This is a genomic window from Burkholderia perseverans (assembly GCF_022870505.1).
In the GTDB taxonomy this organism is placed as follows: Bacteria; Pseudomonadota; Gammaproteobacteria; order Burkholderiales; family Burkholderiaceae; genus Burkholderia; species Burkholderia plantarii.
In genome coordinates, this window is sequence record NZ_CP045094.1 from 3948939 (window position 1) to 3971765 (window position 22827).

General features: G+C 70.7%; 19 protein-coding genes. 11 read left to right on the top strand and 8 right to left on the bottom strand.

What is annotated here, in order from left to right; translation table 11 throughout:
• Positions 1 to 165 precede the first annotated feature (165 nt).
• Together BpN12_RS32135 and BpN12_RS32140 are read right to left on the bottom strand one after the other, a co-directional pair.
• Positions 166 to 3741: an indolepyruvate ferredoxin oxidoreductase family protein gene (locus tag BpN12_RS32135; RefSeq protein WP_246796121.1), complete on the bottom strand. Its 3576-nt coding sequence runs from the start codon at positions 3739 to 3741 to the stop codon at positions 166 to 168.
• A 395-nt stretch (positions 3742 to 4136) separates the two neighbouring features.
• Positions 4137 to 5156, bottom strand: a complete 1020-nt coding sequence (locus tag BpN12_RS32140) for a sulfate ABC transporter substrate-binding protein (protein WP_246796122.1) — start codon at positions 5154 to 5156, stop codon at positions 4137 to 4139.
• A 600-nt stretch (positions 5157 to 5756) separates the two neighbouring features.
• Between BpN12_RS32140 and BpN12_RS32145 the strand changes: the two genes are divergently transcribed.
• The 3 genes from BpN12_RS32145 to dapA all read left to right on the top strand — a co-directional run bounded on the left by BpN12_RS32145 (position 5757) and on the right by dapA (position 8226).
• A complete protein-coding gene (locus BpN12_RS32145; protein WP_246796123.1) occupies positions 5757 to 6989 on the top strand; it encodes a beta-1,3-glucanase family protein in 1233 nt (410 codons plus the stop codon).
• Positions 6990 to 7056: 67 nt separating this feature from the next.
• Positions 7057 to 7209 (top strand): hypothetical protein, encoded by a 153-nt coding sequence (locus BpN12_RS32150; protein WP_246796124.1) that lies wholly within the window; start codon positions 7057 to 7059, stop codon positions 7207 to 7209.
• Positions 7210 to 7338: 129 nt separating this feature from the next.
• A complete protein-coding gene (gene dapA / locus BpN12_RS32155) occupies positions 7339 to 8226 on the top strand; it encodes a 4-hydroxy-tetrahydrodipicolinate synthase (protein WP_246796125.1) in 888 nt (295 codons plus the stop codon).
• A 280-nt stretch (positions 8227 to 8506) separates the two neighbouring features.
• On the opposite strand, the gene BpN12_RS32160 is transcribed toward dapA, so the two are convergent.
• A complete protein-coding gene (locus BpN12_RS32160; protein WP_246796126.1) occupies positions 8507 to 9457 on the bottom strand; it encodes a LysR substrate-binding domain-containing protein in 951 nt (316 codons plus the stop codon).
• Positions 9458 to 9554: 97 nt separating this feature from the next.
• On the opposite strand from BpN12_RS32160, the gene BpN12_RS32165 reads away from it, so the two are divergent.
• Together BpN12_RS32165 and BpN12_RS32170 are read left to right on the top strand one after the other, a co-directional pair.
• Entirely contained in the window at positions 9555 to 10880 is a 1326-nt protein-coding gene (locus tag BpN12_RS32165; protein WP_246796127.1) for an MFS transporter, read from the top strand.
• 347 nt (positions 10881 to 11227) lie between these two features.
• Complete coding sequence (locus BpN12_RS32170; RefSeq protein WP_246796128.1) at positions 11228 to 11647, top strand: hypothetical protein; 420 nt, start codon at positions 11228 to 11230, stop codon at positions 11645 to 11647.
• Positions 11648 to 11770: 123 nt separating this feature from the next.
• Here BpN12_RS32170 and BpN12_RS32175 read toward each other — a convergent pair whose 3' ends face one another.
• A complete protein-coding gene (locus BpN12_RS32175; RefSeq protein ID WP_246796129.1) occupies positions 11771 to 12403 on the bottom strand; it encodes an RBBP9/YdeN family alpha/beta hydrolase in 633 nt (210 codons plus the stop codon).
• A gap of 197 nt (positions 12404 to 12600) precedes the next feature.
• On the opposite strand from BpN12_RS32175, the gene BpN12_RS32180 reads away from it, so the two are divergent.
• From BpN12_RS32180 to BpN12_RS32195, 4 genes are all read left to right on the top strand, one after another.
• Positions 12601 to 13557 carry a 2-hydroxyacid dehydrogenase gene (locus BpN12_RS32180; RefSeq protein ID WP_246796130.1) on the top strand — a complete coding sequence of 319 codons (957 nt, stop codon included), beginning with the start codon at positions 12601 to 12603 and terminating at the stop codon, positions 13555 to 13557.
• Positions 13558 to 13703: 146 nt separating this feature from the next.
• Positions 13704 to 14630 (top strand): hydroxymethylglutaryl-CoA lyase, encoded by a 927-nt coding sequence (locus BpN12_RS32185; protein WP_246796131.1) that lies wholly within the window; start codon positions 13704 to 13706, stop codon positions 14628 to 14630.
• A 45-nt stretch (positions 14631 to 14675) separates the two neighbouring features.
• Positions 14676 to 15185 carry a YbaK/EbsC family protein gene (locus BpN12_RS32190; protein ID WP_246796132.1) on the top strand — a complete coding sequence of 170 codons (510 nt, stop codon included), beginning with the start codon at positions 14676 to 14678 and terminating at the stop codon, positions 15183 to 15185.
• Positions 15182 to 15457, top strand: coding sequence for a DUF1289 domain-containing protein (locus BpN12_RS32195; RefSeq protein WP_246796133.1), 276 nt, complete (start codon positions 15182 to 15184; stop codon positions 15455 to 15457). Before BpN12_RS32190 ends, BpN12_RS32195 begins: the two co-directional genes overlap by 4 nt.
• Positions 15458 to 15816: 359 nt before the next feature.
• Here the strand turns inward: BpN12_RS32195 and BpN12_RS32200 are convergent, their stop codons facing one another.
• On the bottom strand, positions 15817 to 16713 hold the full coding sequence (locus tag BpN12_RS32200; RefSeq protein ID WP_246796134.1) for an alpha/beta fold hydrolase: 897 nt from the start codon (positions 16711 to 16713) through the stop codon (positions 15817 to 15819).
• A gap of 290 nt (positions 16714 to 17003) precedes the next feature.
• Between BpN12_RS32200 and BpN12_RS32205 the strand changes: the two genes are divergently transcribed.
• On the top strand, positions 17004 to 17963 hold the full coding sequence (locus BpN12_RS32205; protein WP_055139333.1) for an NAD(P)H-dependent flavin oxidoreductase: 960 nt from the start codon (positions 17004 to 17006) through the stop codon (positions 17961 to 17963).
• Between the two features lie 162 nt (positions 17964 to 18125).
• On the opposite strand, the gene BpN12_RS32210 is transcribed toward BpN12_RS32205, so the two are convergent.
• The 3 genes from BpN12_RS32210 to BpN12_RS32220 all read right to left on the bottom strand — a co-directional run bounded on the left by BpN12_RS32210 (position 18126) and on the right by BpN12_RS32220 (position 21288).
• Positions 18126 to 19094 (bottom strand): LysR family transcriptional regulator, encoded by a 969-nt coding sequence (locus BpN12_RS32210; protein ID WP_042626170.1) that lies wholly within the window; start codon positions 19092 to 19094, stop codon positions 18126 to 18128.
• A gap of 173 nt (positions 19095 to 19267) precedes the next feature.
• A complete protein-coding gene (locus tag BpN12_RS32215) occupies positions 19268 to 20338 on the bottom strand; it encodes a porin (RefSeq protein ID WP_246796135.1) in 1071 nt (356 codons plus the stop codon).
• A gap of 416 nt (positions 20339 to 20754) precedes the next feature.
• On the bottom strand, positions 20755 to 21288 hold the full coding sequence (locus BpN12_RS32220; protein ID WP_246796136.1) for a hypothetical protein: 534 nt from the start codon (positions 21286 to 21288) through the stop codon (positions 20755 to 20757).
• A gap of 392 nt (positions 21289 to 21680) precedes the next feature.
• On the opposite strand from BpN12_RS32220, the gene BpN12_RS32225 reads away from it, so the two are divergent.
• Positions 21681 to 22706 (top strand): bile acid:sodium symporter family protein, encoded by a 1026-nt coding sequence (locus BpN12_RS32225; RefSeq protein ID WP_246796137.1) that lies wholly within the window; start codon positions 21681 to 21683, stop codon positions 22704 to 22706.
• The last annotated feature ends 121 nt before the right edge of the window (positions 22707 to 22827 follow it).

Here is a 22827-nt window from a genome sequence, read left to right on the forward strand (position 1 = left end):
GCGTCACGGGAGATGGCTTCCGGCACCCGTGAGTGACGCAAGGCAGGTGGGCGACGCAAGCGGCCCGCCTCGTCCACACAAGACGAGACGGGCCACCCGAACAACACGCGCCCCTGCCCACCACCCACGCGGCGAGCCCCCGCCCGCCGCCCCCGCTCCCCTTGCTTACTTCGCCACCACCACCGGAATCCCGCGCAGCGCGCCGGCGCCCTTGATCGACTCGATCGCCCGCGTCACCGCCGTGCTGGTCGCCGCGCTCACGCCGGCGCGCAGCGCAAGCGGCTGCTCGGCGCGCTTCATCGCGGCCACGCTCGCGAGCTTCACCGGGCCGTAGCCGCGCACGCGCGCCGGCAGCGCCGCGAGCGCGGCCACCAGGTCCGCGTTGTGCGCGTCGATCACCGCGAACGCGCGCGTCATGGTGGCCTCGTAGTCGTCGGCGAGCGCGCGTTCCATGCGGCGCTCCTCGGTGCGGCCGAACGGATCGAGCGGCGTGCCGCGCAGCGGGCGCAGCCGCGCCAGCACGCCGAACACCGGCCACATCCAGCCGCCGAAGCGCTGCTTCTTCGGCCGCCCGCCGTCGTGCGCCTTCGCGGTGGCGGGCGGCGCCAGGTGGAAGCTCACGCGATAGTCGCGCCCGGCCACGCCGTCGAACTGCGCGGCCAGCGCCGCGCGGAACGTGCCGTCGCTGTACAGCCGCGCGACCTCGTATTCGTCCTTCACCGCGAGCAGCCGGTGGAACGTGGTGGCCACCGCCTCGGCCACGCGCGTGTCGCCGGTGGCGCGCGCCGCGTCCACCAGCGCGCGGTAGCGCGCGACGTAGCGCGGCCCGCCGTAGGCGGCGAGGCGCGCGGCGCGATCTTCCACCAGCGCGTCGAGCGAGCGCGGCGCCGTGCCGGCCGCGACCGGCGCCGCCTGCTGGGCGCGCCAGAGCGCCTCGAGCGCCGCCGGGTCGCCGGCCGCCATGCGCCCGATCGCGAACGCGAGCCGGTTGGCCGGCACCGCCACGCCGTTCAGCTCGATCGCGCGCATCAGCGCCGCGTGCGAGACCGGCACCAGCCCCTGCTGCCACGCGAAGCCGAGCATCAGGATGTTCGCGCCGATGGTGTCGCCGAGGAACTTCGCGGCCAGCGCCTGCGCGTCGCAATCGGTCACGAACGCGTCGCCGGCCGCGTGGCGCATCTTGTCGAGCAGCGCGTCGGCATGCAGGCTCGCGTCGGGATCGCGCACGAACGACGCGTTCGGAATCCGGTGCGTGTTGACCACCACGCGCGTGCGGGCATGGCGCACCGTCTGCAGCGCGTCGGCGCTCGCGCCCACCACCATGTCGCAGGCGAGCAGCACGTCGGCCTGCTGCGTGTCGATGCGCACCTGGTTCAGCCACTCGTCGCGCGCGGCGATCCGCACATACGAAAGCACCGCGCCGCCCTTCTGCGCAAAGCCCATGAAGTCGAGCACCGACGCGCTGTGGCCTTCCAGGTGCGCGGCCATGCTGATCAGCGCGCCCACCGTGACCACGCCGGTGCCGCCCACGCCCGTCACCAGCAGGTCGTAGGGCGCCGCCTCGAGCCGCGCGGCCGGCGCCGGCAGCGCCGCCACGCGCGCGGCCAGCGCGGCTTCGTCGAACGCGAAGCCGGCCGCCTTCTTCAGCGCCGCGCCCTCCACCGTCACGAAGCTCGGGCAGAAGCCGTTCACGCACGAGTAGTCCTTGTTGCACGACGACTGGTCGATGCGGCGCTTGCGGCCCAGTTCGGTCTCGACCGGCTCCACCGACAGGCAGTTCGACTGCACGCCGCAATCGCCGCAGCCCTCGCAGACGGCCTCGTTGATGAACGCGCGCTTCGGCGGGTCGGGATACTCGCCCTTCTTGCGGCGGCGCCGCTTCTCGGCCGCGCAGGTCTGGTCGTAGATCAGCACCGTCACGCCGTCGGTGTCGCGCAGTTCGCGCTGCACGGCGTCGAGCTCGTCGCGATGATGGAAGGTGGTGCCCTTCGGGAACTGATCGCGATGGCCGTCGTACTTCTGCGGCTCGTCGGACACCACCACGAAGCGCGACACGCCCTCGGCCTCCACCTGCCGCGCGATCTGCGGCACCGACAGGCTGCCGTCCACCGGCTGGCCGCCCGTCATCGCCACCGCGTCGTTGTAGAGGATCTTGTAGGTCAGCGTCGCGCGCGCGGCCACCGCCTGGCGGATCGCGAGGATCCCCGAATGGAAGTAGGTGCCGTCGCCGAGGTTCTGGAACACGTGGCGCGTGTTGGTGAACATCGCGTGCGCGGCCCAGTCCACGCCCTCGCCGCCCATCTGGATCAGGCCGGTGGTGTCGCGCTCCATCCACGAGGCCATGAAGTGGCAGCCGATCCCGGCCTGCGCGACCGAGCCCTCGGGCACCCTGGTCGAGGTGTTGTGCGGGCAGCCCGAGCAGAAATACGGCGTGCGCTTCACCGCGTCGGCCGCGTTGGAGAGGATCTCCGGCGCGATCAGCTCGACCACGCGCTCGCGCCGGTCCAGCGCCGGGCGGTGCCGCGCGAGCCAGGCCGCGAACACCGGCAGCACGCGCGACGGGCGCAGCTCGCCGAGCGCCGACAGCAGCGGCGCGCCGTGCTCGTCGTGCTTGCCGAACACGCGCGGCCGCGCGCCCTCGGTGCGGTTGTAGAGATGATCCTTGATCTGCTGCTCGATCACCGGCCCCTTCTCCTCGATCACGAGCACCTCGTCCAGGCCTTCGACGAACGTGTCGAGGCGCGTGGTCTCGAGCGGGAACGACAGCCCGACCTTGTAGATGCGCACGCCGGCCGCATCGAGATCGGCCACCGTCAGGTCGAGCCGGCGCAGCGCTTCCATCAGGTCGAGGTGCGCCTTGCCGCAGGTCACGATGCCGAGGCTCGCGTGCTCGCTGCGCGCGATCCAGCGATCGATGCTGTTGGCGCGCGCGAAGTGGCGCACCGCGTCGAGCTTGGCCGCGAGCCGTGCCTCGATGGTCAGGCTCGGCAAATCGGGCCAACGGTTGTGCAGGCCGCCCGCCGGCGCGACGAAGCCTTCCGGCGCGGGCCAGTCGGTGGCGAGCGCGTCGAGGTCGACGGTCGAGCCCGACTCCACCGTCTCCGAGATCGCCTTGAAGCCGACCCAGGCGCCCGAGAAGCGCGACAGCGCCCAGCCGTACAGGCCGAATTCGAGCATGTCGGCGATGTTCGACGGATTCACGATCGGCATCTGCCAGCCGATCATCGAGAAGTCGCTCTGGTGCGGCATCGACGACGACACGCAGCCGTGATCGTCGCCGGCCACCACCAGCACGCCGCCGTGCTCCGACGCGCCGTAGGCGTTGCCGTGCTTGAGCGCGTCGGCCGCACGATCGACGCCCGGCCCCTTGCCGTACCACATCGCGAACACGCCCTCGACGGTGCGCTCGGGGTCCGCCTCCACGCGCTGCGTGCCGAGCACCGCCGTGCCGCCCAACTCCTCGTTGATCGCGGGCAGGAAGCGCACGCGGCTCGCGTCGAGCAGTTTCTTCGCCTTCCACATCTGCTGGTCGACCATGCCGAGCGGCGAGCCGCGATAGCCGCTGACGAAGCCGGCCGAATCGACGCCGCGCGCCGCGTCGAGCGCGCGCTGCATCAGCAGCAGGCGCACCAACGCCTGGGTGCCGGTCAGGAACACGCGGCCGCGCGTGGCGGTGAGGTTGTCGGTGAGGCGGTAGTCGGCGAGCGGGGGGGAGCCGTCGATCGGCAGGCGGGCAGTCATGGGCGTGTCTCCGGGGCGTATCGGGGCTTGGGGGCTCGGGGGTTCGAATCGAAATCGCGAGCCGCGGGACTTTGCGGCTGTTTGTCGCTATTTTTCGCCCGATGGCGGAGTGGAATTTTTCTGTTCCCGCCGCGAAGCCCGGGATCGGAGAAGATTTCCGATGTTTTGCGGGCGGGATGAGGAGGATTTTGCGCGCGGAGCCGGTTGGGCTTCGGCGGTGCGCCGGGGCGGGGAACGCGCGCTCATTTTGTCATCGAAGCCGATGCGGTGCCGGCGCCTCGCCATCCGGACTCGCCGCTTGCCCCGCGTTCACGTCCCGGCGAATTCCATTCGCACAAAAAAACGGGAGCGCCGCGGCGCTCCCGTTTCCCTGTTCCGCCCCGAACCCGGCGCGGCTATTTCCGGTCGACGATGATCTTGTCGAACGTGCCGCCGTCCGCGAAATGCGTCTTCTGCACGTTGTCCCAGCTGCCGAACACCTGCTCGACGCTGAACGTCTTCAGCGGCTTGAACTCCGCCGCGTGCTGCTTCAGCACCGCCGCATCGCGCGGCCGCAGATGATGCTTCGCGATGATCTCCTGCCCCGCCGGGGAATACAGGTAATCGAGGTAGGCCTGCGCGACCTTGCGCGTGCCCTTCTTGTCGACCACCTTGTCGACCAGCGCCACCGGCGGCTCAGCCAGGATGCTGGTGGACGGGTACACGGCGTCGAACTGCTCGCCCGCGCCGCCGGCGTCCATCAGCGCCACCTCGTTCTCGAACGTCACCAGCACGTCGCCGATGCCGCGCTGCGTGAAGGTGGTGGTCGCGCCGCGCCCGCCCGCGTCGAGCACCGGCACGTTGCGGAAGATCGCCTTCTCGAAGTCGAGCGCCTGCTGGTCGCTCGCGCCCTTCAGCTTCTGGTAGCCCCACGCGGCCAGATACGCGTAGCGGCCGTTGCCCGAGGTCTTCGGGTTCGCGATCACCACCTGCACGCCGGGTTTGGCGAGATCGCTCCAGTCGTGGATCTGCTTCGGGTTGCCGTGGCGCACCAGGAACACCATGGTGGTGGCATACGGCGAGCTGTTGTCGGGCAGCCGCTTGCGCCAGTCCTTCGGCAGCAGCTGGCCGCGCTCGGCGAGCAGGTCGATGTCGTTCGGCTGGTTCATCGTCACCACGTCGGCCTGCAGGCCCTGCAGCACCGACAGCGCCTGCGCGCTCGACGCGCCGTGCGACTGGCGCACCGAGACGGTCTCGCCGCTCTGCTGCTTCCACGCCGCCACGAAGCCCGCGTCGATGTCCTTGTAAAGCTCGCGCGTCACGTCGTACGACACGTTGAGCAGCGCGGTTTCCGCGTGTACGGCCGGCGCCGCCGCGACGAGCGCCGCCGCCGCGCCCGCGATCAGCCAGCGGCCGATCCGTTGCGTCTGGTTCATCGAATCCCCTGTGTGGTCCCTGAGTGTCAGGTATTGGTAAGCGGCGATTGTAGCGAGCGCGGCGCGGCGCCCCTACGATTCAATCGTGTTGAGATCACAACCAAAAGTCATTTGCCGCGCCGCGCGGGCCGTGCCCATCCGGCCGGTGATCCCCGTTCGCGACGGCATTTTTTCTCACTAATTGAAATCGCGGCGGCCTTTTCATTTCGATTCCGCCAAACGTTTGACAACGGGTTTCCCGCCATGCTCATATCGATTCGAGCTTAATCGATTGATAAGCCGATTAATCGATTGGTTTTATTTCGGTTATCAATTGTTCAGGTCGTTACGCATCGACGACCGGCCTTGGCCTCATCGCGAACCGGCGCATCCCCGGGGCCCGCATCACGGGGCCGAAGGCTTGCCCCGCCTGCCTTTCCGGGCGGCGGCGAGCGAGCCGCGGAGGGCATCGCACCAGGCCGCCTCGTCGATCCGGTGCAGGGGCGCACCGCTCGTTCCGCCGCCACGTTTTCATGGAACAGCGGTAACGCAAGGGCCTGGCCACGGCGGGACATTTCAATCGATTCCCGCTGCGGCCAAATAAAACTTGGAGAAAAAGAAATGAAACAAAGGCAATCCCAATCGCTGGCCGCCATATCGGTAAAAGTTCTGGCTTCGGCAATCCTGATCGGCATGCATGCCGGCGCTCATGCGGCGTCGAACGCGCCGGCGGCAGCGGCGGCGTTCCCGGCCTCGGGCACCACCCTCAACCTCGTCAACGGCACCAACGGCACCTATGCCGACAGTCAGGTGTACTGGACGCTGGTGGGCATGGACCCGGCGAACAACAACCGCTTCGTCCACGTCAACTGCTCGGGCACGCTGGTGCCGATGAGCGCCGCCGACGATTCGCAGCAGACCAAGAACGGCGTCGGCTACGCGAACTACTCGAACGCGCTGTCGCAATGCAAGTCGGTCACGATCCCGGCGATCACCTCGGCGCGGCTCTACCTGACGGTGGGCAGCACGCTGTACATGCAGGCGGTGGGCAATCCCGTCACCGGCTACACCGGCCCGAACATCGAGAACCCGACCGATCCGAACATCGACGTGACGTTCGACTTCATCGAGTTCGACACGAACGCCGCGAACTTCTTCGGCAACACCACGCGCGTCGACCAGTTCGGCTTCCCGGTCAAGCTGCGCCTGCAGGGCCAGGGCGGCTACGACCAGACGGTCGGGGAAACCGAAACGCGCGCGGCGCTGTTCCAGGCATACCAGCAGCAGGTGCCGACGCAGTTCCAGGGCCTCGCGCAGGCGCCGTACCGGATCGTCGCGCCCGCGCACGGCAGCTTCAAGCCGGGCGGCGCCAACGCGACCTATCTCGACAGCTACATCCAGTCGATCTGGAATCTCTACAGCACCCAGACGCTCACCTTCACCGACGCGCAGGGCACCTTCACGGGCCACGTCGTGAACGGCCAGTTCCAGTTCACCGACGGCCAGGGCACGTACTACATCAACCGCATGCCGACCACCTCGGAAGTGCTGCTCGGCAACGGCCCGCTCAACGACGCGACCAACGCGGCGCCGGGCGTGCCCACCGCCAAGCAGCTGCAGATCCAGGCGCAGCTCTGCGCGGCGCTGAACCGGCACGTGGCCGAAAATCCCGCGCTCTGGAGCAGCGCGAGCTCGTTCTACGCGTCGCAGCCGACCAATTCGTATTCGAAGTTCTGGCATGCGCACGCGATCAACAACCTCACCTACGGATTCTCCTACGATGACGTGAGCGGATTCAGCTCGTCGCTGGTGGGCACCAATCCGACCATCGCGACGATCACGGTGGGCTGGTAAGTCCGGACCGAGCGCCATGCGGCCGGCCGGGGAGCCCGCTCCCCGGCCGGCCGGCGCCGATGCTAAGATGCAGGCTCGTTTCGACCCGGTACCGATCATGTCGCCGCGCGCGCCGTTTCCGCATTCGTACACGTCCGTCGCCGCCGCTGCCGCCAGCACGGCCGCGGGCGCCGCCGTGCGCGGGGCCGGTCTGAAACTGAAAAAACGACTTCTCGACTGACGGGGAGTCGCGTCCCGTCAGGCGAACAGCCGGACGGGAATCTCCGCGGGTCGCTCGACCCGCTCGCCAACCCGGTCCGGCATGCGCCGGCGGAACGTCCCTTCATCCACGTTCCCTGCCGAGGTTTGCATGTCCATCGATTTTTCCGGTATCTGGCTTCCGGTCATCACGCCGTTCGCGGGCGAGGCCGTCGATCACGACGCGCTCGCGCGTCTCGCGCGGCACTACGCGGCGGCCGGCATCGGCGGCTTCGTCGCCTGCGCGACGACGGGCGAAGGCGCGCTGCTCGACGCCGACGAGCAGGCCGCCGTGTTCGGCACGCTGCGCGCGGCGGCGCCGGGCATGCCGGTGGTGCTCGGCCTCACGCAGAGCGCGACGCAGGCCGCCGCGGCACGCGCGCGTGCGCTGGCCGCGCTCGCGCCCGCCGGCCTGCTGGCCACGCCGCCCGTCTACGTGCGGCCCTCGCAGGACGGCATCCGCCGCCACTTCGAGGCGATCGTGCAGGCGGCGGACCTGCCGGTGCTGGTCTACAACATCCCGTACCGCACCGGCGTCAACGTCGAACTCGACACGCTGAAGGCGCTCGCCACCGACACGCGGATCGCCGGCATCAAGGAGTGCGGCGGCTCGATCGACCGGATGCTGCGGCTCGTCCACGAAACGCCGCTGCGCGTGTTCTCGGGCGACGACAACCAGAATTTCGCGGCGCTCTGCGCGGGCGCGCACGGCGCGATCGCGAGTTCGGCGCATCTGCTGCCGGCCCTGCACGTGCGCGCGCGCGAACGGCTGCTGCGCGGCGACCTGGCCGGCGCGCGGCGCATCGCGGTGGCGCTGCAGCCGCTCGTGCGGCTGCTGTTCGAGGAGCCGAACCCGGCGCCCGTGAAGGCCGCGCTCGCGGCGGCCGGCTGGTGCGAGGACGGCCTGCGCCTGCCGTTCGTGCCGGCCGGCGAGGCGCTGCGCGAACGCCTGCGGTTCGTGCTCGACCGGTTCACGGACGAGGCGGTCGAGGCGCTCTGAGAGAGGTGGCGGCGCGTGCCGGTTGCCCGGCGCCATGCACGCGGCGTGCCGCCGAGCCGGGCCGGCGAGGTGTCAGGCCTTCGCGTCGCGCCGGCGCGTCGATGCCGCCATCGCGCGATAACGTCTCGCGTCGCGCCGGCATCGCGTAGCGGGTAACGCGAAGCCTGCCGCCCGGCACGGCCGATCGCCTCGCGGCACCGGTCCGCTCGCGCGCCGAACGCGATCGCCGCGCGCCATCGCCCGCGCCTCGCCGTTCCGCCACCCGCAGGCCCTCGGGTGCTCAGGCAGCCAGCGAACTCAGCGGCACCTCGGCCGCGCCGCCCACCGACTGCCGGACGATTCGCATCAGTTCCTCGACGGCGGGCGTGCCGGCCGCGCGGCGCGCGAGCAGCACCAGCGGCAGCGACGGCAGCACCGGCAGGCCGTGCGCGCGCGGATCGAGCAGCCGCACCGAGGCGGGCAGGCCGTAGGGTGAGCGCACGGTGATGCCGAGCCCGGCCGCGGCGGCGGCCCACAGCCCGGCCAGGCTCGGGCTCGTGAACACGATCCGCCAGCGCACGCCGGCGCGATCGAGCGCGCCGGTCGCGGCCGTGAAGAACGTGCAGGGCTGGTCGAACGCGACCAGCGGGAACGGCTCGCCGCTCTCGCGCCACGCCGCGGCGCCCGCCATCGCGGCCGGCTCGGCGGCGCCCACCCAGCCCATCGGCACCTGAGCGATGATCTCGGTGTCGATGCCGGCGCGCGCCGCGGCGGTGGACGCGGCCGGATCGCCCCATACCAGCGCGAGATCGATCTGCCCGGCCGCGAGCCGCTCCAGCAGCTCGGCGTTGCGCGCCACGCGCGCCTCGACGCGCACCTTCGAATGCGCGCGCGCGAAGCGCCCGAGCAGGTCGGGCAGCAGCGCCTCGCCGAAATCCTCCTGCAGGCCGATCCGCACCCAGCCGTCGAGCGCGGCGCCGCGCACCGCGGCGGCCGCCTCGTCGTTCAGTTCGATGAGCCGCCGCGCGTAGCGCAGCATCGCCTCGCCGGCGTCGGTCAGCGCGAGCCCGCGCCCGGCCTTGCGGAACAGCGGCGCGCCGGCCTGCTCCTCGAGCTTGCGGATCTGCGCGCTGACCGCCGACGACGAGCGCGCGACGCGATCGGCCGCCTTCGCGAAGCTGCCGAGATCGATGCCGGCCACGAGGCTGCGCAGCGCGGCGACGTCGAAGTTCGTGTGAGACATGGAAACCATCCTGCTTTATCGAACGATCAACACAAAACTTTCTGATTTTCGGGATGAATCTACGACGCGACACTGGCGGCGTCAATCATTCGCGGAGCGTTGCTTCATGTCCCCCCGTCCCTTTCCCGCCGCGCCGGACGCGGCACCGGCCGCGCGCGGCGCGGCGCACCGCTGGCGCGTGCTGTCGGTCGGCGTGCTCGCCAACGTGGCGTTCTCGGCCGCCGCGACCGGCATCCCGACCACCGCGATCTGGCTGCGCGGCGCGTACCGGCTCGACAACGGCGCGCTCGGCCTGGTGCTCGGCGCACTCGGCCTCGGCGCGGCGCTGTTCGAACTGCCCTGGGGCATCGCGGCCGACCGCTGGGGCGACCGCCGGGTGCTGCTGACCGGCCTCGCCGCGATGACGGCGCTGCTCGTCGCGATGGCGCTGCTGGTGGTGCCGCGCGGCGCGTCGATCCCGCCGCTCGCGCCGCTGGCCGCGGCGATGGCGCTGGTCGGCCTGACCGGCGGCAGCGTGAACGGCGCGAGCGGCCGCGCCGTGATGCGCTGGTTCGGCGATCACGAACGCGGCCTCGCCATGAGCATCCGGCAGACCGCCGTGCCGCTCGGCGGCGGGCTCGGCGCCGCGCTGCTGCCGCCGCTCGCCTCGACGGCCGGCTTCGCGGCCGTGTACGGCGCGCTCGCGGCGGCCGGCGCCGTCGCGGCGGCCCTGACCTGGCGCTGGCTGCACGAACCCGGGGACGACGCGGTGGCGACGACGGGGTCGGCCGGCGCGGGCGGCACGGTTGGCACGGCCGGCGCGGGCGGACCGCTGCGCGACCCGGTGATCGGCCGCTTCGTGCTCGGCATCGGCCTGCTGTGCGTGCCGCAGTCGGCGATCCTGGCCTTCGCGACCGTGTTCCTGCACGATTTCGCCGGCTTCGGCGCGGTACCGATCGGCGTCGTGATGGTGACGATCCAGCTCGGCGCGATGATCCTGCGCGTCTGGAGCGGCCGCGCGACGGACCGGCTCGGCAACCGGCGCGCCTACGTGCGCGGCGTGACGCGCCTCGCGGCCGGGCTGTTCGTGCTGCTCGCGCTGGCGACGCTGGCCGCCGCGTCGCGGCCGTCGGGCACGAGCTTCGCGGTCGTGGCCGTGCTGCTGGTGGCGGCCGGCATCGGCGTGTCGGCCTGGCACGGCGTGGGCTATACGGAACTGGCCACGCTCGCCGGCGCCGCACGCGCCGGCACCGCGCTCGGGATGGCGAACACGATGGTCTACACCGGCTTCTTCGTCACCCCGCTGGCGATTCCCGCGCTGCTCGCGCGCGGCTCGTGGGGCCTGGTCTGGTTCATCGCGGCGGCCGTCGCGCTGCTCGCGTATCCGTGCTTTCCGCGCCCGCCGCGCGAGCTCGCGGCGCCGCTGCGGCAACGCGCGGGGCGCGGAGCTTGAGGCGACGGCGGCGAATGCGGTGACGGTGAGATTCCCGGCGCGAGGTAGCATGGCGCGGGTCGGGGCAACCGTCCGGGTCCCGGCCGCCGATCCCGGTCGCCGATCCCGGTCGCCAATCGGGCCGGCGAATCATGGCAGACAAGCCGCGTCACGCGCCGTGTCCGCGAACCCTCGTCCGAAGCGGCCGATCGCACCCGCGCCTCGCCGCGACCGCGCCAGCCAGCCCGAACACACCGCCGCGCTTCATCAGCGACCGCCACCCGGCCCCGCCGCGTTCATACGCGCGACGCGGCGCCGGGCGATACTGTCGGCCCGAGCCGACACCGCCCCGCGCAGGAGAACCTTCGATGATCCGACTGGCCGCCGCCCCCTTGCTGTCGATCGTACTGCTGCTCGGCGCGTGCAGCGACGACTCACATCCCGCGGCGGCGTCCGGCGCGGCGTCGGCGGTGCCGGTGAGCGGCGACGGCAGCGCCAGCGCGTTCAACGGCGGCGCCTCGGCGGCGTCCGCCGTCGCGGGCGCGCCGGTGGCGGCGTCCGGCCAGCCGCCGCTCGCGCCGCCCGAGGTCCACTACCCGCCCACCGGCGAAGACGCTTCGGGCACCACGCCGCCGCCTCCGCCGGGCGGCCCCGGCGATCCGGGCACGGCGGTCCCGCTCGGGCCGAACGGCGCCCCGGCCGGCGCGCCGGACGACAACGGCGCGACGGGCGCACCGCCGAGCCAGTTGCCAGGCTCGACGGGCGGTTCCGCGCGCACGCGCGGCTGAAACGCGACTCGAGGCAGTTCAGGGAAGGCTCAGGGACCGCTCATCGCGAGGCACCGCGCGCCGGTCACGACGATCCGGCCGGCCGCGCGCCGCGCCGTTGCCCCATCGCCATCAGCCAGGCGCTCAGACCGCGAACGCGAAGCCGCGCTCGCCCGCGGCCGGCGCGGCGGCCTCGTCGCGCTGCGCCTCGCGAAACCGCTGCGGCGCCGCGCAATGCACGAGCGTATCGATGAAGTATTTGGCGCGCGGCCACGGCCCGAAGCCGGCCGAGGTATTGACGTGGCCCGCGTCGCCGAGGTTGACGAACGCGCTGCCGAACAGGCGCGCCATCTCGCGCGCGTCGGCAAGCGCCATCCACGGATCGGTCTCGCTGCCGATCAGGATCGACGGCACCGGCAGCCGGCGCGCCTCGAACGCGCCCGCGAACGCGAATTTCACCGGGCTGGCCGGCGCCACGAACAGCACGCCGACCACCTCGGCGGCCAGATCGCCGCGCTGCAGCGCGTGCGCGGCGGCGAGGCAGCCGAAGCTGTGCGCGGCCAGCACGAACGGCCCGCGCTCGCGCGCGAGCGTCTCGCGCACGGCGCCCGACCAGCACGCCAGATGCGGCGCCTCCCAGTCGTCCTGCTCCACGCGCAGCGTATGCGCGAACTGGCGTTCGAGCCAGGTCTGCCAGTGGGCGCCCTCGCTGCCATGCAGGCCGGGCACGGTCACGACACGCGGCGGCCACGCCGACGATTTGCTGCAGATGGACATCCTTGCCTCCTTCGCTTGGCCGGTGGAGTCGATGCCGATTGTCGGCCGCGCGGCGGGCCCGGCGAACCAATTTATCGTGCTTAGCAATTTCGGACTGGCGGCGCCAGATCGCCCGACACCGTAGAATGGCCGTTTCGGCGCAACCCGGCCACGACCCAGCCACGAGCCGGCGCCGCGCCCGCCCCGCCCCGACCACGATGCAGATCCTGCTCCATTACGCCGACGGCGAACTGTCCGACTGGCAACGCGAGATCGAAGCCGCGCTGCCGGGCGCGACGCTGCGCGCCTGGCAACCCGGCGACGACGCGCGCGCCGACTACGCGCTGGTCTGGCAGCCGCCCGCCGCGATGCTCGCGCCGCGCGACGGCCTGAAGGCGATCTTCAACCTCGGCGCGGGCGTCGACGCGCTGCTCGCGCTCGAACGCGACCACCCCGGCATGCTGCCGCCCGGCGTGCCGCTGGTGCGGCTCGAGGACACCGGCATGGGCGCGCAGATGGTGGAGTACGTCGTGTTCGGCGTGCTGCGCCATCTGCGGCGCTTCGACGATTACGCGGCGCAGCAGCGCGAACGCCGCTGGGCGCCGCTGCCGGTCACGCCGCGCGAGCGCTTCGTGGTGGGCGTGCTGGGCCTCGGCGTGCTCGGCACGCAGGTCGCGCGCGCGCTCGCGGGCCTCGGCTTCAGCGTGCGCGGTTTCAGCCGCGGCGCGAAATCGCTGGACGGCATCGCCTGCTCGGCCGGCACGCCGCGCGCGGGCGACCCGGGGTTCGACGCGTTCAGCGGCGGCCTGCAGGTGCTCGTGAACCTGCTGCCGAGTACGCCCGACACCGAGGGCGTGCTGAACGCGCCGCTGTTCGCGCGGCTCGCGCCCGGCGCGCTGCTGGTCAACGTCGCGCGCGGCGCGCACCTGGTCGAGGCGGACCTGCTCGACGCGCTCGCCGCCGGGCAGCTCGGCGCGGCGCTGCTCGACGTGTTGCGCGAGGAGCCGCCGCCCGCCGATCATCCGTTCTGGCAACATCCGCGCATCACGCTCACGCCGCACGTCTCGGCCGAAACCGAACGCGGCGGCGCAGTCGCGCAGATCGCCGCGAAGATTCGCGCGTTCGAGCGCGGCGAGCCCGTCGGCGGCATCGTCGATCTCGCGCGCGGTTACTGAGCGCGAGCACGCGCGAACCAGATAATCGAATCACGTAATCGAATCACGCAGCCGAACCACGCAACCGACCCGCGCCGCCGGCCCCGTTGCCCACGACAACCGCAGCACGATGCGCCCCGCGCGTCACCGAACGATGGAGACTGAGCATGACGTTCCCCGCAGCCGTGAAAATCGTTGAAGTCGGGCCGCGCGACGGCCTGCAGAACGAGAAGACCTTCGTGCCCACCGAGGTGAAGATCGCGCTCGTCGACCGGCTCTCGCACGCCGGCTTCCCGAACCTCGAAGTGGCCTCGTTCGTCTCGCCGAAATGGGTGCCGCAGATGGCCGACGGCGCCGAGGTGATGGCCGGCATCGCGCGCCGCCCCGGCGCGATCTATTCGGCGCTGACGCCGAACCTGAAAGGCCTGGAGAACGCGCTCGCCGCGCGCGCCGACGAGGTCGTGATCTTCGGCGCGGCCAGCGAGGCGTTCTCGCAGAAGAACATCAACTGCGGCATCGCCGAGAGCATCGCGCGCTTCGAGCCGGTCGCGCAGGCCGCGAAGGACGCCGGCGTGCGGCTGCGCGGCAGCCTCTCGTGCGCGCTCGGCTGCCCGTACCAGGGCGAGGTGCCGGTGGCCGCCGTGATCGACGTGGTCGAACGCTTCGCCGCGCTCGGCTGCGACGAGATCGACATCGCCGACACGATCGGCGTGGGCACCGCCGCGCAGACGCGCACGCTGCTCGCAGCCGTCTCGAAGGTGTTCCCGCGCGAGCGGCTGTCGGGCCACTTCCACGACACCTACGGCCAGGCGCTCGCCAACATCCACGCCGCGCTGCTCGAAGGCATCACGATCTTCCACGCGTCGGTGGCGGGCCTTGGCGGCTGCCCGTATGCGAAGGGCGCGACCGGCAACGTCGCGACCGAGGACGTGCTGTACCTGATGCAGGGGCTCGGCATCGAGACCGGCATCGACCTGATCGAGGTGGTCGAGGCCGGCGATTTCATCTCGCGCGCGATCGGCCGCGAGAACGCCTCGCGCGCCGGCCGCGCGCTGCTCGCCAAGCGGCGCGACGCGCAGGCCGCCTGCGCCTGAGGCCGAGCCTGAACTACCCCGTATTCCTATTTCGTTGACGCCTTCATGACCACGACTCCGACACCTCTCGAAGCCCTTCCCGACTCCGCGCGCCGCGTCGCGCAACTGCTGCGCGAGCGCGGCCACGAACACGGCGTGGTGCTGCTCGACGAAACCGGCCGCACCTCGGCCGAGGCCGCCGCCGGCCTCGGCTGCGCGGTGGCGCAGATCGCCAAGTCGATCCTGTTCCGGCGCGCCGCGGACGGCGCCCCCGTGCTGGTGATCGCGAGCGGCGCGAACCGCGTGGACGAACGCAAGGTGGCCGCGCAGGTCGGCGAGATCGGCCGCGCCGACGCGAAGTTCGTGCGCGAGAACACCGGCTACGCGATCGGCGGCGTCTGCCCGATCGGGCATCGCGTCGAGCCCGTCACGCTGATCGACGCGGACCTGCTCGCGCTCGACAGCCTGTGGGCCGCGGCAGGCCATCCGCACGCGGTGTTCAACCTGTCGCCGCAGGAACTCGTCGAGCTGACCGGTGCGCCGGTGGTCGACGTCGCGCTGCGGGAGACGGCATGAGCGGCGGCATGCGGGACGCGGTGAACGACATCAACGCTTCGACCGCCGAGGTGGCCGAGGTCGTTGTCGAAGCGCCCGTCAGCACCGTCGCCTCGCCGTGCACCAACGTCTGCAAGATGGACCGCGAGGCGGGCTGGTGCATCGGCTGCCGCCGCACGCGCGACGAGATCGCCTCGTGGCGCAAGCTCGACGACGCGGGCCGGCTCGCGATCCTCGCGCGGCTCGAGGCGCGCTGGTTCGACGATGCGGCGGCACCGGCCGGCGGCGCCTGACGCGACACACCCGGTCGGCAACGCGCCATGAAAACGGTGCGAACCCGGGCCGGCCACGCGCCGCTCAGCGCGGCCGCGCGAACAAAAAAAAGCCGTTCGTCCAAGGAGTGGCGAACGGCGCTCAGAGTGGAATCCCGTTGACGTGATCAACGTTAAGGCGATCATACGAGCGCCCATTTTGCATCGCATCGGGAGTTTCCCTACAGATCGAAATCCCCCCTCGATGGCGATGGTGCGACGCCGTGTTCCCGCCTGTTTTGCAGGCGTTTGCGGCCACGCGCGAGGCGCCGGCGGCGATGCCGCGACGCGGCATGGGCGCGGCCGCACGACGCCGCCATGACGCGCCGCGCAGCCGCACGTCAGCCCCCCGGCTCGCGCGCCTCGAAGAACGCCAGCATCTCCGCGAGCAGCGCGTCTGGCGCCTCCTCGGGAATGTAATGGCCGCAGTCGAGCGCGCGCCCGCTCACGTCGCGCGCCACCGCGCGCCATTCGTCGAGCGGCGAGAAGCAGCGCGCCACCACGCCGTCGGCGCCCCACAGCACGCGCAGCGGGCAGCCGATGCGGGTGCCGCGCTCGAGGTCGGCGCGATCGTGCTCGAGATCGATGCTGGCCGAGGCACGATAGTCCTCGCACATCGCATGCACCGCGCCCGGCTGCTTCAGCGCATGGCGATACGCGTCGAGCGCGGCCGGCGAGAACGGCGCGAGCCCGGCCGAACGGCCGCCCATCACGCGCTCGACATAGGCGTCGGGGTTCGCGCCGATCAGCGTCTCCGGCAGCGGCGCCGGCTGGATCAGGAAGAACCAGTGGAAATAGGCGGTCGCGAACGCGCGGTCGGTCTTCTCGTACATCGCGAGCGTGGGCGCGATGTCGAGCAGCATCATGCGCTCGACCGCGTCGGGATGATCGAGCGCCATCCGGTGCGCGACGCGCGCGCCGCGATCGTGCGCGCAGACCGGAAAGCGCTCGTAGCCGAAGTGGCGCATCACGGCGAGCTGGTCGGCCGCCATCGTCCGTTTCGAATAGGTGAAATGCGCGGCGTCGCCGCGCGGCTTGCCCGAGGCGCCGTAGCCGCGCAGGTCGGTGGCGATCACGGTGAAGCGCCGGGCCAGCACGGCGGCGAGGCGATGCCAGATCATGTGGGTCTGCGGATGGCCGTGCAGCAGCAGCAGCGGCGGGCCGGCGCCCCCCTTGACGCCGAAGATGTCGACGTCCTGCACCGTTACAGTAAACGCTGCGAACTCGTCAAACGACATGGCGATGTCTCCCCTGGTCGATTGTTGTAGCCGCCATTGTAGGAGCCGGGTTCGCGATGCAAAGCCGCCGCGCCCCGCAAATCGTAGAACCCGAGCACTCATTCGACACCGCCGCCGCCCGCATCGCCCTACAATCGCACGACCGTTCGTATTAATATCCAACGACCGCCGCCGCGCGTCGCCCAGCAGTGCCGCCGGCGCGGCCCGCGACGCACGCGATGCGCCGCGCCGCTACACTCATGTGGCCGCCCGCAACCCACGCGAGCGGCGCCGCCCCCGGAGACCTCACCATGGCCCTGCCCGCTGTCCTCCAGCGCCTGTCGCTGCCCGTCATCGCCTCGCCGATGTTCATCGTCAGCTATCCCGAGCTGGTGCTCGCGCAGTGCAAGGCCGGCATCGTCGGCTCGTTTCCCGCGCTCAACGCGCGGCCGGCCGAGCTGCTCGACGAATGGCTCACGCGCATCGAGGACGAACTCGCCGCGCATCGCGAGCGCCATCCCGATGCGGTGATCGGGCCGGTGGCGGTCAACCAGATCGTCCATCAGTCGAACGTGCGGCTCGAACACGACGTGCGCGTGTGCGTCGAGCACAAGGTGCCGATCTTCATCACCAGCCTGCGCGCGCCGGCCCCGGAGATCGTGCAGGCGGTGCATGGCTACGGCGGCATCGTGCTGCACGACGTGATCAGCCTGCGCCACGCGCAGAAGGCGCTCGAAGCCGGCGTGGACGGGCTGATCCTGGTGGCGGCCGGCGCGGGCGGCCATGCCGGCACCACCTCGCCGTTCGCGCTGGTGGGCGAGATCCGCCGGATGTTCGACGGCCCGCTCGTGCTGTCGGGCTCGATCGCCAACGGCGGCTCGATCCTCGCCGCGCAGGCGATGGGCGCCGACCTCGCCTACATGGGCACGCGCTTCATCGCCACGCGCGAGGCGCACGCGGTGGACGGCTACAAGCAGGCGATCGTCAACGCGAAATCGGCCGACATCGTCTATACGAACCTGTTCACCGGCGTCCACGGCAACTACATCCGCGAGAGCATCGTGAACGCCGGGCTCGATCCGGACGCGCTGCCCGAAGCCGACAAGTCGAAGATGAATTTCGCCAACGACAAGGCGAAGGCGTGGAAGGACATCTGGGGCGCGGGCCAGGGCGTGGGGCTGATGGACGACGTGCCGAGCGTGGCCGAGCTGGTGGAGCGGCTCTCGCGCGAATACGCGGACGCGAAGGCGCGGCTCGGCATCCGCGGCTGAGCGCGCGAACGGCCGGAGCGCGGGACGCCCGAGGGTCCGTCCGGGCGCCCGCTGAACACGGTGCCGGCCGGGCCGGGTCACGTCACCTCATGCAGCGCATGAGCGCTACCGGTCCCCCCATCATGCGTGCGGCGGCGCTGTTTCGGCACGCCGCCGTCGCGTTCAGCGCGCGACGGCCCGCCTCGCCTTCGGCGCGGCGGCTTCCTTCAGATGCTCGTCGATCGACGGGCACAGCGACTGGCCGGCGAAGCGGTCGGCGAGGAAATCGACGAACGAGCGCACCTTCGCGGACACGTGCCGGCGGCTCGCGTAGACCGCGTAGATCGGCAGCTCGCGCGGCGGCATCGCATCGAGCAGCAGCGGCACGAGGCGGCCGGCCTCGAGGTCGTCGCCCACCACTTCGGTGCCGAGCATCGCGATGCCGCTGCCATTGAGCACGGCCACGCGCAGCGCCTCGAGGTGGTTGACGATCAGGTTGCCCGACAGCGTCACGCGCGAGGCCGCGGCCGATTCGAACGCGGCCGAATCGATCGAGGTCGGCCCGGTGTCGCGGCGCAGATAGTTGTGCTGCTCGAGATCGGCGAGCGTGGCGGGCACGCCGTGTTCCTCGAGGTAGGCGGGCGACGCGACCAGCAGGATGTGCGCGGTCGCGATCTGCCGCGCCACCAGCGACGACGATTTCAGGCCGAACGGCGCCGCGCGCACGGCCACGTCGTAGCCCTCGTCGATCAGTTCCACCACGCGGTCGGACAGCGTGATCTCGACGGTCACGTCGGCATAGCGCGCCGCGTAGTCGGTCACCGCGCTCATCACGTGGCGCAATCCGAACGCGGACAGCGAGGTCACGCGCAGGCGCCCCTGCGGCACGATGCTGGCCGCGCCCACCGCCTGGCCCGCCTCGTCGAGTTCGGTCAACGCCTGCACCAGCCGTTCGTAGTATTCGCGTCCCGCCTCGGTCGGCGCGACGCGGCGTGTCGTCCGGTGCAGCAGCCGCGCGCCGAGCTGCTGCTCGAGATGCATCACGTGCTTGCTCGCCATCGCCGCCGACATCTGCATGCGTTCCGCCGCGCCGACGAAGCTGCCGACTTCAACGACATAGCGAAATACATTCATGCTGACGAGGGTATCCATCGAAAACGCTCGCGTTCCAGAAATTGCACATTGAAAAGAACTGTAACAAAGGCTGGCTCGCGAGAACGTCAACAAACGCAAAACGTCGTTTTATGGATGCGGCCCCGCACCGGTTTCCCGGCGGAAATTGCGCCGGCCGGCCCGCCGGCCGCACGGCCTGCCCGTCGCAAAGTTCAGAAACGCACCCGCATCCCGGCACCGAGCGTATCGCCGGTGGACTGGTTCGACAGGTGGTCGAGCAGATAGGCGGCGTAGACGTCGGTGCGCTTCGACAGCGGATAGTCGTAGCCGACCGCCCAGGTCTGACGGGTCTGGTCGAGCCCGCCCGTGTCGCGCGAATACGCATACGAGGCCAGCGCGCTGCCCGCGCCGAGCGGCACCGACACGCCGCCCTGCGCCGTGTTCACGTGCCAGCTGCCGCCCTGCAGGTCGTTCTTCGTATACATGTACTGGCCGTACAGCCTGGCGAACTTCAGGTCGTAGCTGATGCCGAGCTGGGCGACGCTCTGGCTCTTCATACCGGCCACGAGCGCGCCGAGATCGCCGGGCGCGTCGTTGAAGTTCACGTACTGATAGACGGCCGTCATCGCCAGCGGGCCGTGGAAATACTGCAGCTGGCCGCTCCATTTCTTCGCGCCGTTGCTGCCCGACTGATTGCCGAGCGCATACATCGCGCTCGCGTTGAAGCCGTTGAAGTCGGGGGTCGTATACGACACCGCGTTGTTCCAGCCCGAATCGCCCACCACGCCCTGGTCGGTCGTGTAGGTCGGGAACGTGCCGAGCCCGAGGAACACGTGATAGACCATCGGCGAGAATTCGTAGGAGTCGATCAGCGGGTTGAACAGGATCGTCGAGACGAACAGGTGGGTGGTGAGGCGCCCCGCGCGCACCGTGCCGTAGGGGGTTTCGAGGCCGACATAGGCATTGCGCGCGAAGAACGTGTCGCCGTCGAAGCGGCCGTAGCGGCCGTTCTGCGGCCTGAAGAAATCCTCGATCGTGAAGATCGCGCGGTAGCCGCCGCCGAGATCCTCGGTGCCGCGCAGGCCCCAGTACGAGGTCGACATGCCGCCGCCCTGCACGCCCCAGGCGCGCTCGCCGCCCGGGAATTTCTGCGCGCCGACCCAGGCGTCGACCTGGCCGTAGAGCTGGATGCTCGATTGCGCATGGGCGGGCGCCGCCGCAAGTGCCGTCCACGCGAGGCAGGCGAAGGCACCGGACGCGGTCCGGCGAGCAAGTGACTTCATGAGATCTCCGAATCAAATCGAATGGAATCGATGCGCTTTGGTTTGGTGTGACGACGTGCGCATGGATGAGGCCCGGCCATCTTCACGGGCCGATAAGCTGGTCAAAATTGGAAACACTTATGGTTGGTATAGCGCGGCGGGCAATCCGCGCGGATCCGGCGAAGGCGGCGGTGCCGGCCGGCGCGGCAACGGGCCGGCGCCGCCGGCGAGGCGCGAAAGATAGCGCGAGCGATGCACGGCGGGAAAGCGCGGAGAGGGAAAAAACGGGGAAAACGGCGGGGACTGTGGCGAATCCGCGTCAATTGCGCGGCTCGACGCAAGGGCACCCTGGCGGCGGTCGGGAGCCGAAAGCACGCCGGCGCGGAGCCGGCATCGGGACCGGCGACCGGCGCCGCGGCTGCGCGCGGCCGGTCAGGTCAGTTGTTGCGGTAGAACGACGAGAAGAACGTGCCGCGCGAGCCGCCATTGTCCTGGCCGCGTGGCGCCGGCGGCCGGCCGCCGCGCTCCTCGTTGTAGCGGGCCACGTCGGCGCGGATCGAACCGGAGCGCATCGCGCCGTCGGCGGAGCCGGAGGAACGCGGCAGCGAGGACGACGAGGCGCTGACCGAGCGGTACGGGCTGGCCCCCGGGTAACGGCCGTAAGCCGCGCCGTAGGCGGAGCCGGCCGGGCCGCCGCCGCGGTAGGCGGGCATCGAGGACGGCAGCGCGGCCTGGTTCGGGCGCAGCCCCCAGCGCGCGCCGCCGGCGTTCACGCCGGACGGCCGGGCGCGCGAGCCGCCGGCCTCGCCGTGCCAGCCGTGGGCGAGATCGCGGTGCGCCGTGCCGTAGCCGCCGCCCCCGCGCATCCCGCCGCCGTGCGGCGGATGGGCGAACGCGAGCGAGGCGGCGAAGGCCATCGCCGCCGCCGTCAGCCACTTCCCGATAGTCCGTTTTGCCCGATCCACTCTCATAGTTTGATTACCGCGTCCTGTTGGCATTGCGCCCCGGATTCGGACGCCAGCCTTTCAGCAGTAATTTATGGGCGGGTGGATTTGATGTCGAGCCGAAAAGTGTTAGACCGCCGGCATCGATGTAACACCGTGTTACTCCACGGTTTTCACGGGTTTTCACGCTAATTTTTAGCGGATTTTCGCGCGTTTAGGCGTGGACTTCGCGGGGTCGGTTCCCGTTCGAAAATACCGGCGAATTCGCTCGTTCATACAAATCTTTCATCAATCGATTCCTGAAATGAATTTGCCTATTGAATGAGCAACCGTGACAATACGCGCCAGGCGCGTCCTGGCAGCCGGGCCGGTCCGCCCTGCTTTTCCGCGTTCACTCCCGCGCAATCTCGAGACCTCCGATGGCCCGTCCCCGTTTCCTCCCCGACAATTTCACCCTGGCGCTGGTCAGCACCGTCGTGTTCGCGAGCTTCGTGCCATGCCGCGGCGAAGTTGCCCAAGGGTTCAACTGGGCGACCGACATCGCCATCGGCCTGCTGTTCTTCCTGCACGGCGCGAAGCTCTCGCGCGAGGCGGTGATCGCCGGCGCGACGCACTGGCGGCTGCACCTGGTGGTGCTGCTCAGCACCTTCGCGCTGTTCCCGCTGCTCGGGCTCGCGCTCAAGCCGCTGCTCACGCCGCTCGTCACGCCCACGCTCTACGCGGGCGTGCTGTTCCTCTGCACGCTGCCGTCCACCGTGCAGTCGTCGATCGCGTTCACCTCGATCGCCAAGGGCAACGTGCCGGCCGCCGTCTGTTCGGCCTCGGCCTCGAGCCTGCTCGGCATCTTCATCACGCCGGCGCTGGTCGGCGCCATCATCACCACCCACTCGGGCACCGGCGCCTCGGCCTGGAGCACGGTGGGCAGCATCGTGATGCAGCTGCTGGTGCCGTTCCTGGCCGGCCAGGCGCTGCGGCCGCTGATCGGCGGCTGGATCGAGCGCAACCGCGGCGTGCTGAAGTTCGTCGATCAGGGCTCGATCCTGCTGGTGGTCTACGTGGCGTTCAGCGAGGCGGTGAACCAGGGGCTCTGGCACCAGATCCCGCCGCTCGCGCTGGGCGGCTTGGTGCTGGTGTGCGTGGTGCTGCTGGCGATCGCGCTCGGCGTGACGGCCCTCGTCAGCAAGCGGCTCGGCTTCGGCCGCGCCGACCGCATCACCATCATCTTCTGCGGCTCGAAGAAGAGCCTCGCGGCCGGCATCCCGATGGCGAAAGTGATCTTCGCCGCGCATACGGTGGGTGCGATCGTGCTGCCGCTGATGCTGTTCCACCAGATCCAGCTGATGGTCTGCGCGGCGCTCGCGCAGCGCTGGGGCGCGCGTGACTTGAGCCTCGACGACCATCCCGCCGCACCCGCGAAGTCGAAACTGAACGCCGGCGAGCGCTGAACCGCGGGAAACGGGGGCTGGATCGCGCCCCCGTTGTTTGTCAATCCCCAGACAAATTCATAGTCAAAATATAACTAACAATAATGTGACCATGACTCTGGCGGCCGTCGCAGCTTGATCG

Coding starts and splice junctions, on each gene's coding strand:
- BpN12_RS32135 (WP_246796121.1), bottom strand. CDS start 3,741: ATGACTGCCCGCCTGCCGATCGACGGCTCCCCCCCGCTCGCCGACTAC.
- BpN12_RS32140 (WP_246796122.1), bottom strand. CDS start 5,156: ATGAACCAGACGCAACGGATCGGCCGCTGGCTGATCGCGGGCGCGGCG.
- BpN12_RS32145 (WP_246796123.1), top strand. CDS start 5,757: ATGAAACAAAGGCAATCCCAATCGCTGGCCGCCATATCGGTAAAAGTT.
- BpN12_RS32150 (WP_246796124.1), top strand. CDS start 7,057: ATGCAGGCTCGTTTCGACCCGGTACCGATCATGTCGCCGCGCGCGCCG.
- dapA (WP_246796125.1), top strand. CDS start 7,339: ATGTCCATCGATTTTTCCGGTATCTGGCTTCCGGTCATCACGCCGTTC.
- BpN12_RS32160 (WP_246796126.1), bottom strand. CDS start 9,457: ATGGTTTCCATGTCTCACACGAACTTCGACGTCGCCGCGCTGCGCAGC.
- BpN12_RS32165 (WP_246796127.1), top strand. CDS start 9,555: ATGTCCCCCCGTCCCTTTCCCGCCGCGCCGGACGCGGCACCGGCCGCG.
- BpN12_RS32170 (WP_246796128.1), top strand. CDS start 11,228: ATGATCCGACTGGCCGCCGCCCCCTTGCTGTCGATCGTACTGCTGCTC.
- BpN12_RS32175 (WP_246796129.1), bottom strand. CDS start 12,403: ATGTCCATCTGCAGCAAATCGTCGGCGTGGCCGCCGCGTGTCGTGACC.
- BpN12_RS32180 (WP_246796130.1), top strand. CDS start 12,601: ATGCAGATCCTGCTCCATTACGCCGACGGCGAACTGTCCGACTGGCAA.
- BpN12_RS32185 (WP_246796131.1), top strand. CDS start 13,704: ATGACGTTCCCCGCAGCCGTGAAAATCGTTGAAGTCGGGCCGCGCGAC.
- BpN12_RS32190 (WP_246796132.1), top strand. CDS start 14,676: ATGACCACGACTCCGACACCTCTCGAAGCCCTTCCCGACTCCGCGCGC.
- BpN12_RS32195 (WP_246796133.1), top strand. CDS start 15,182: ATGAGCGGCGGCATGCGGGACGCGGTGAACGACATCAACGCTTCGACC.
- BpN12_RS32200 (WP_246796134.1), bottom strand. CDS start 16,713: ATGTCGTTTGACGAGTTCGCAGCGTTTACTGTAACGGTGCAGGACGTC.
- BpN12_RS32205 (WP_055139333.1), top strand. CDS start 17,004: ATGGCCCTGCCCGCTGTCCTCCAGCGCCTGTCGCTGCCCGTCATCGCC.
- BpN12_RS32210 (WP_042626170.1), bottom strand. CDS start 19,094: ATGGATACCCTCGTCAGCATGAATGTATTTCGCTATGTCGTTGAAGTC.
- BpN12_RS32215 (WP_246796135.1), bottom strand. CDS start 20,338: ATGAAGTCACTTGCTCGCCGGACCGCGTCCGGTGCCTTCGCCTGCCTC.
- BpN12_RS32220 (WP_246796136.1), bottom strand. CDS start 21,288: ATGAGAGTGGATCGGGCAAAACGGACTATCGGGAAGTGGCTGACGGCG.
- BpN12_RS32225 (WP_246796137.1), top strand. CDS start 21,681: ATGGCCCGTCCCCGTTTCCTCCCCGACAATTTCACCCTGGCGCTGGTC.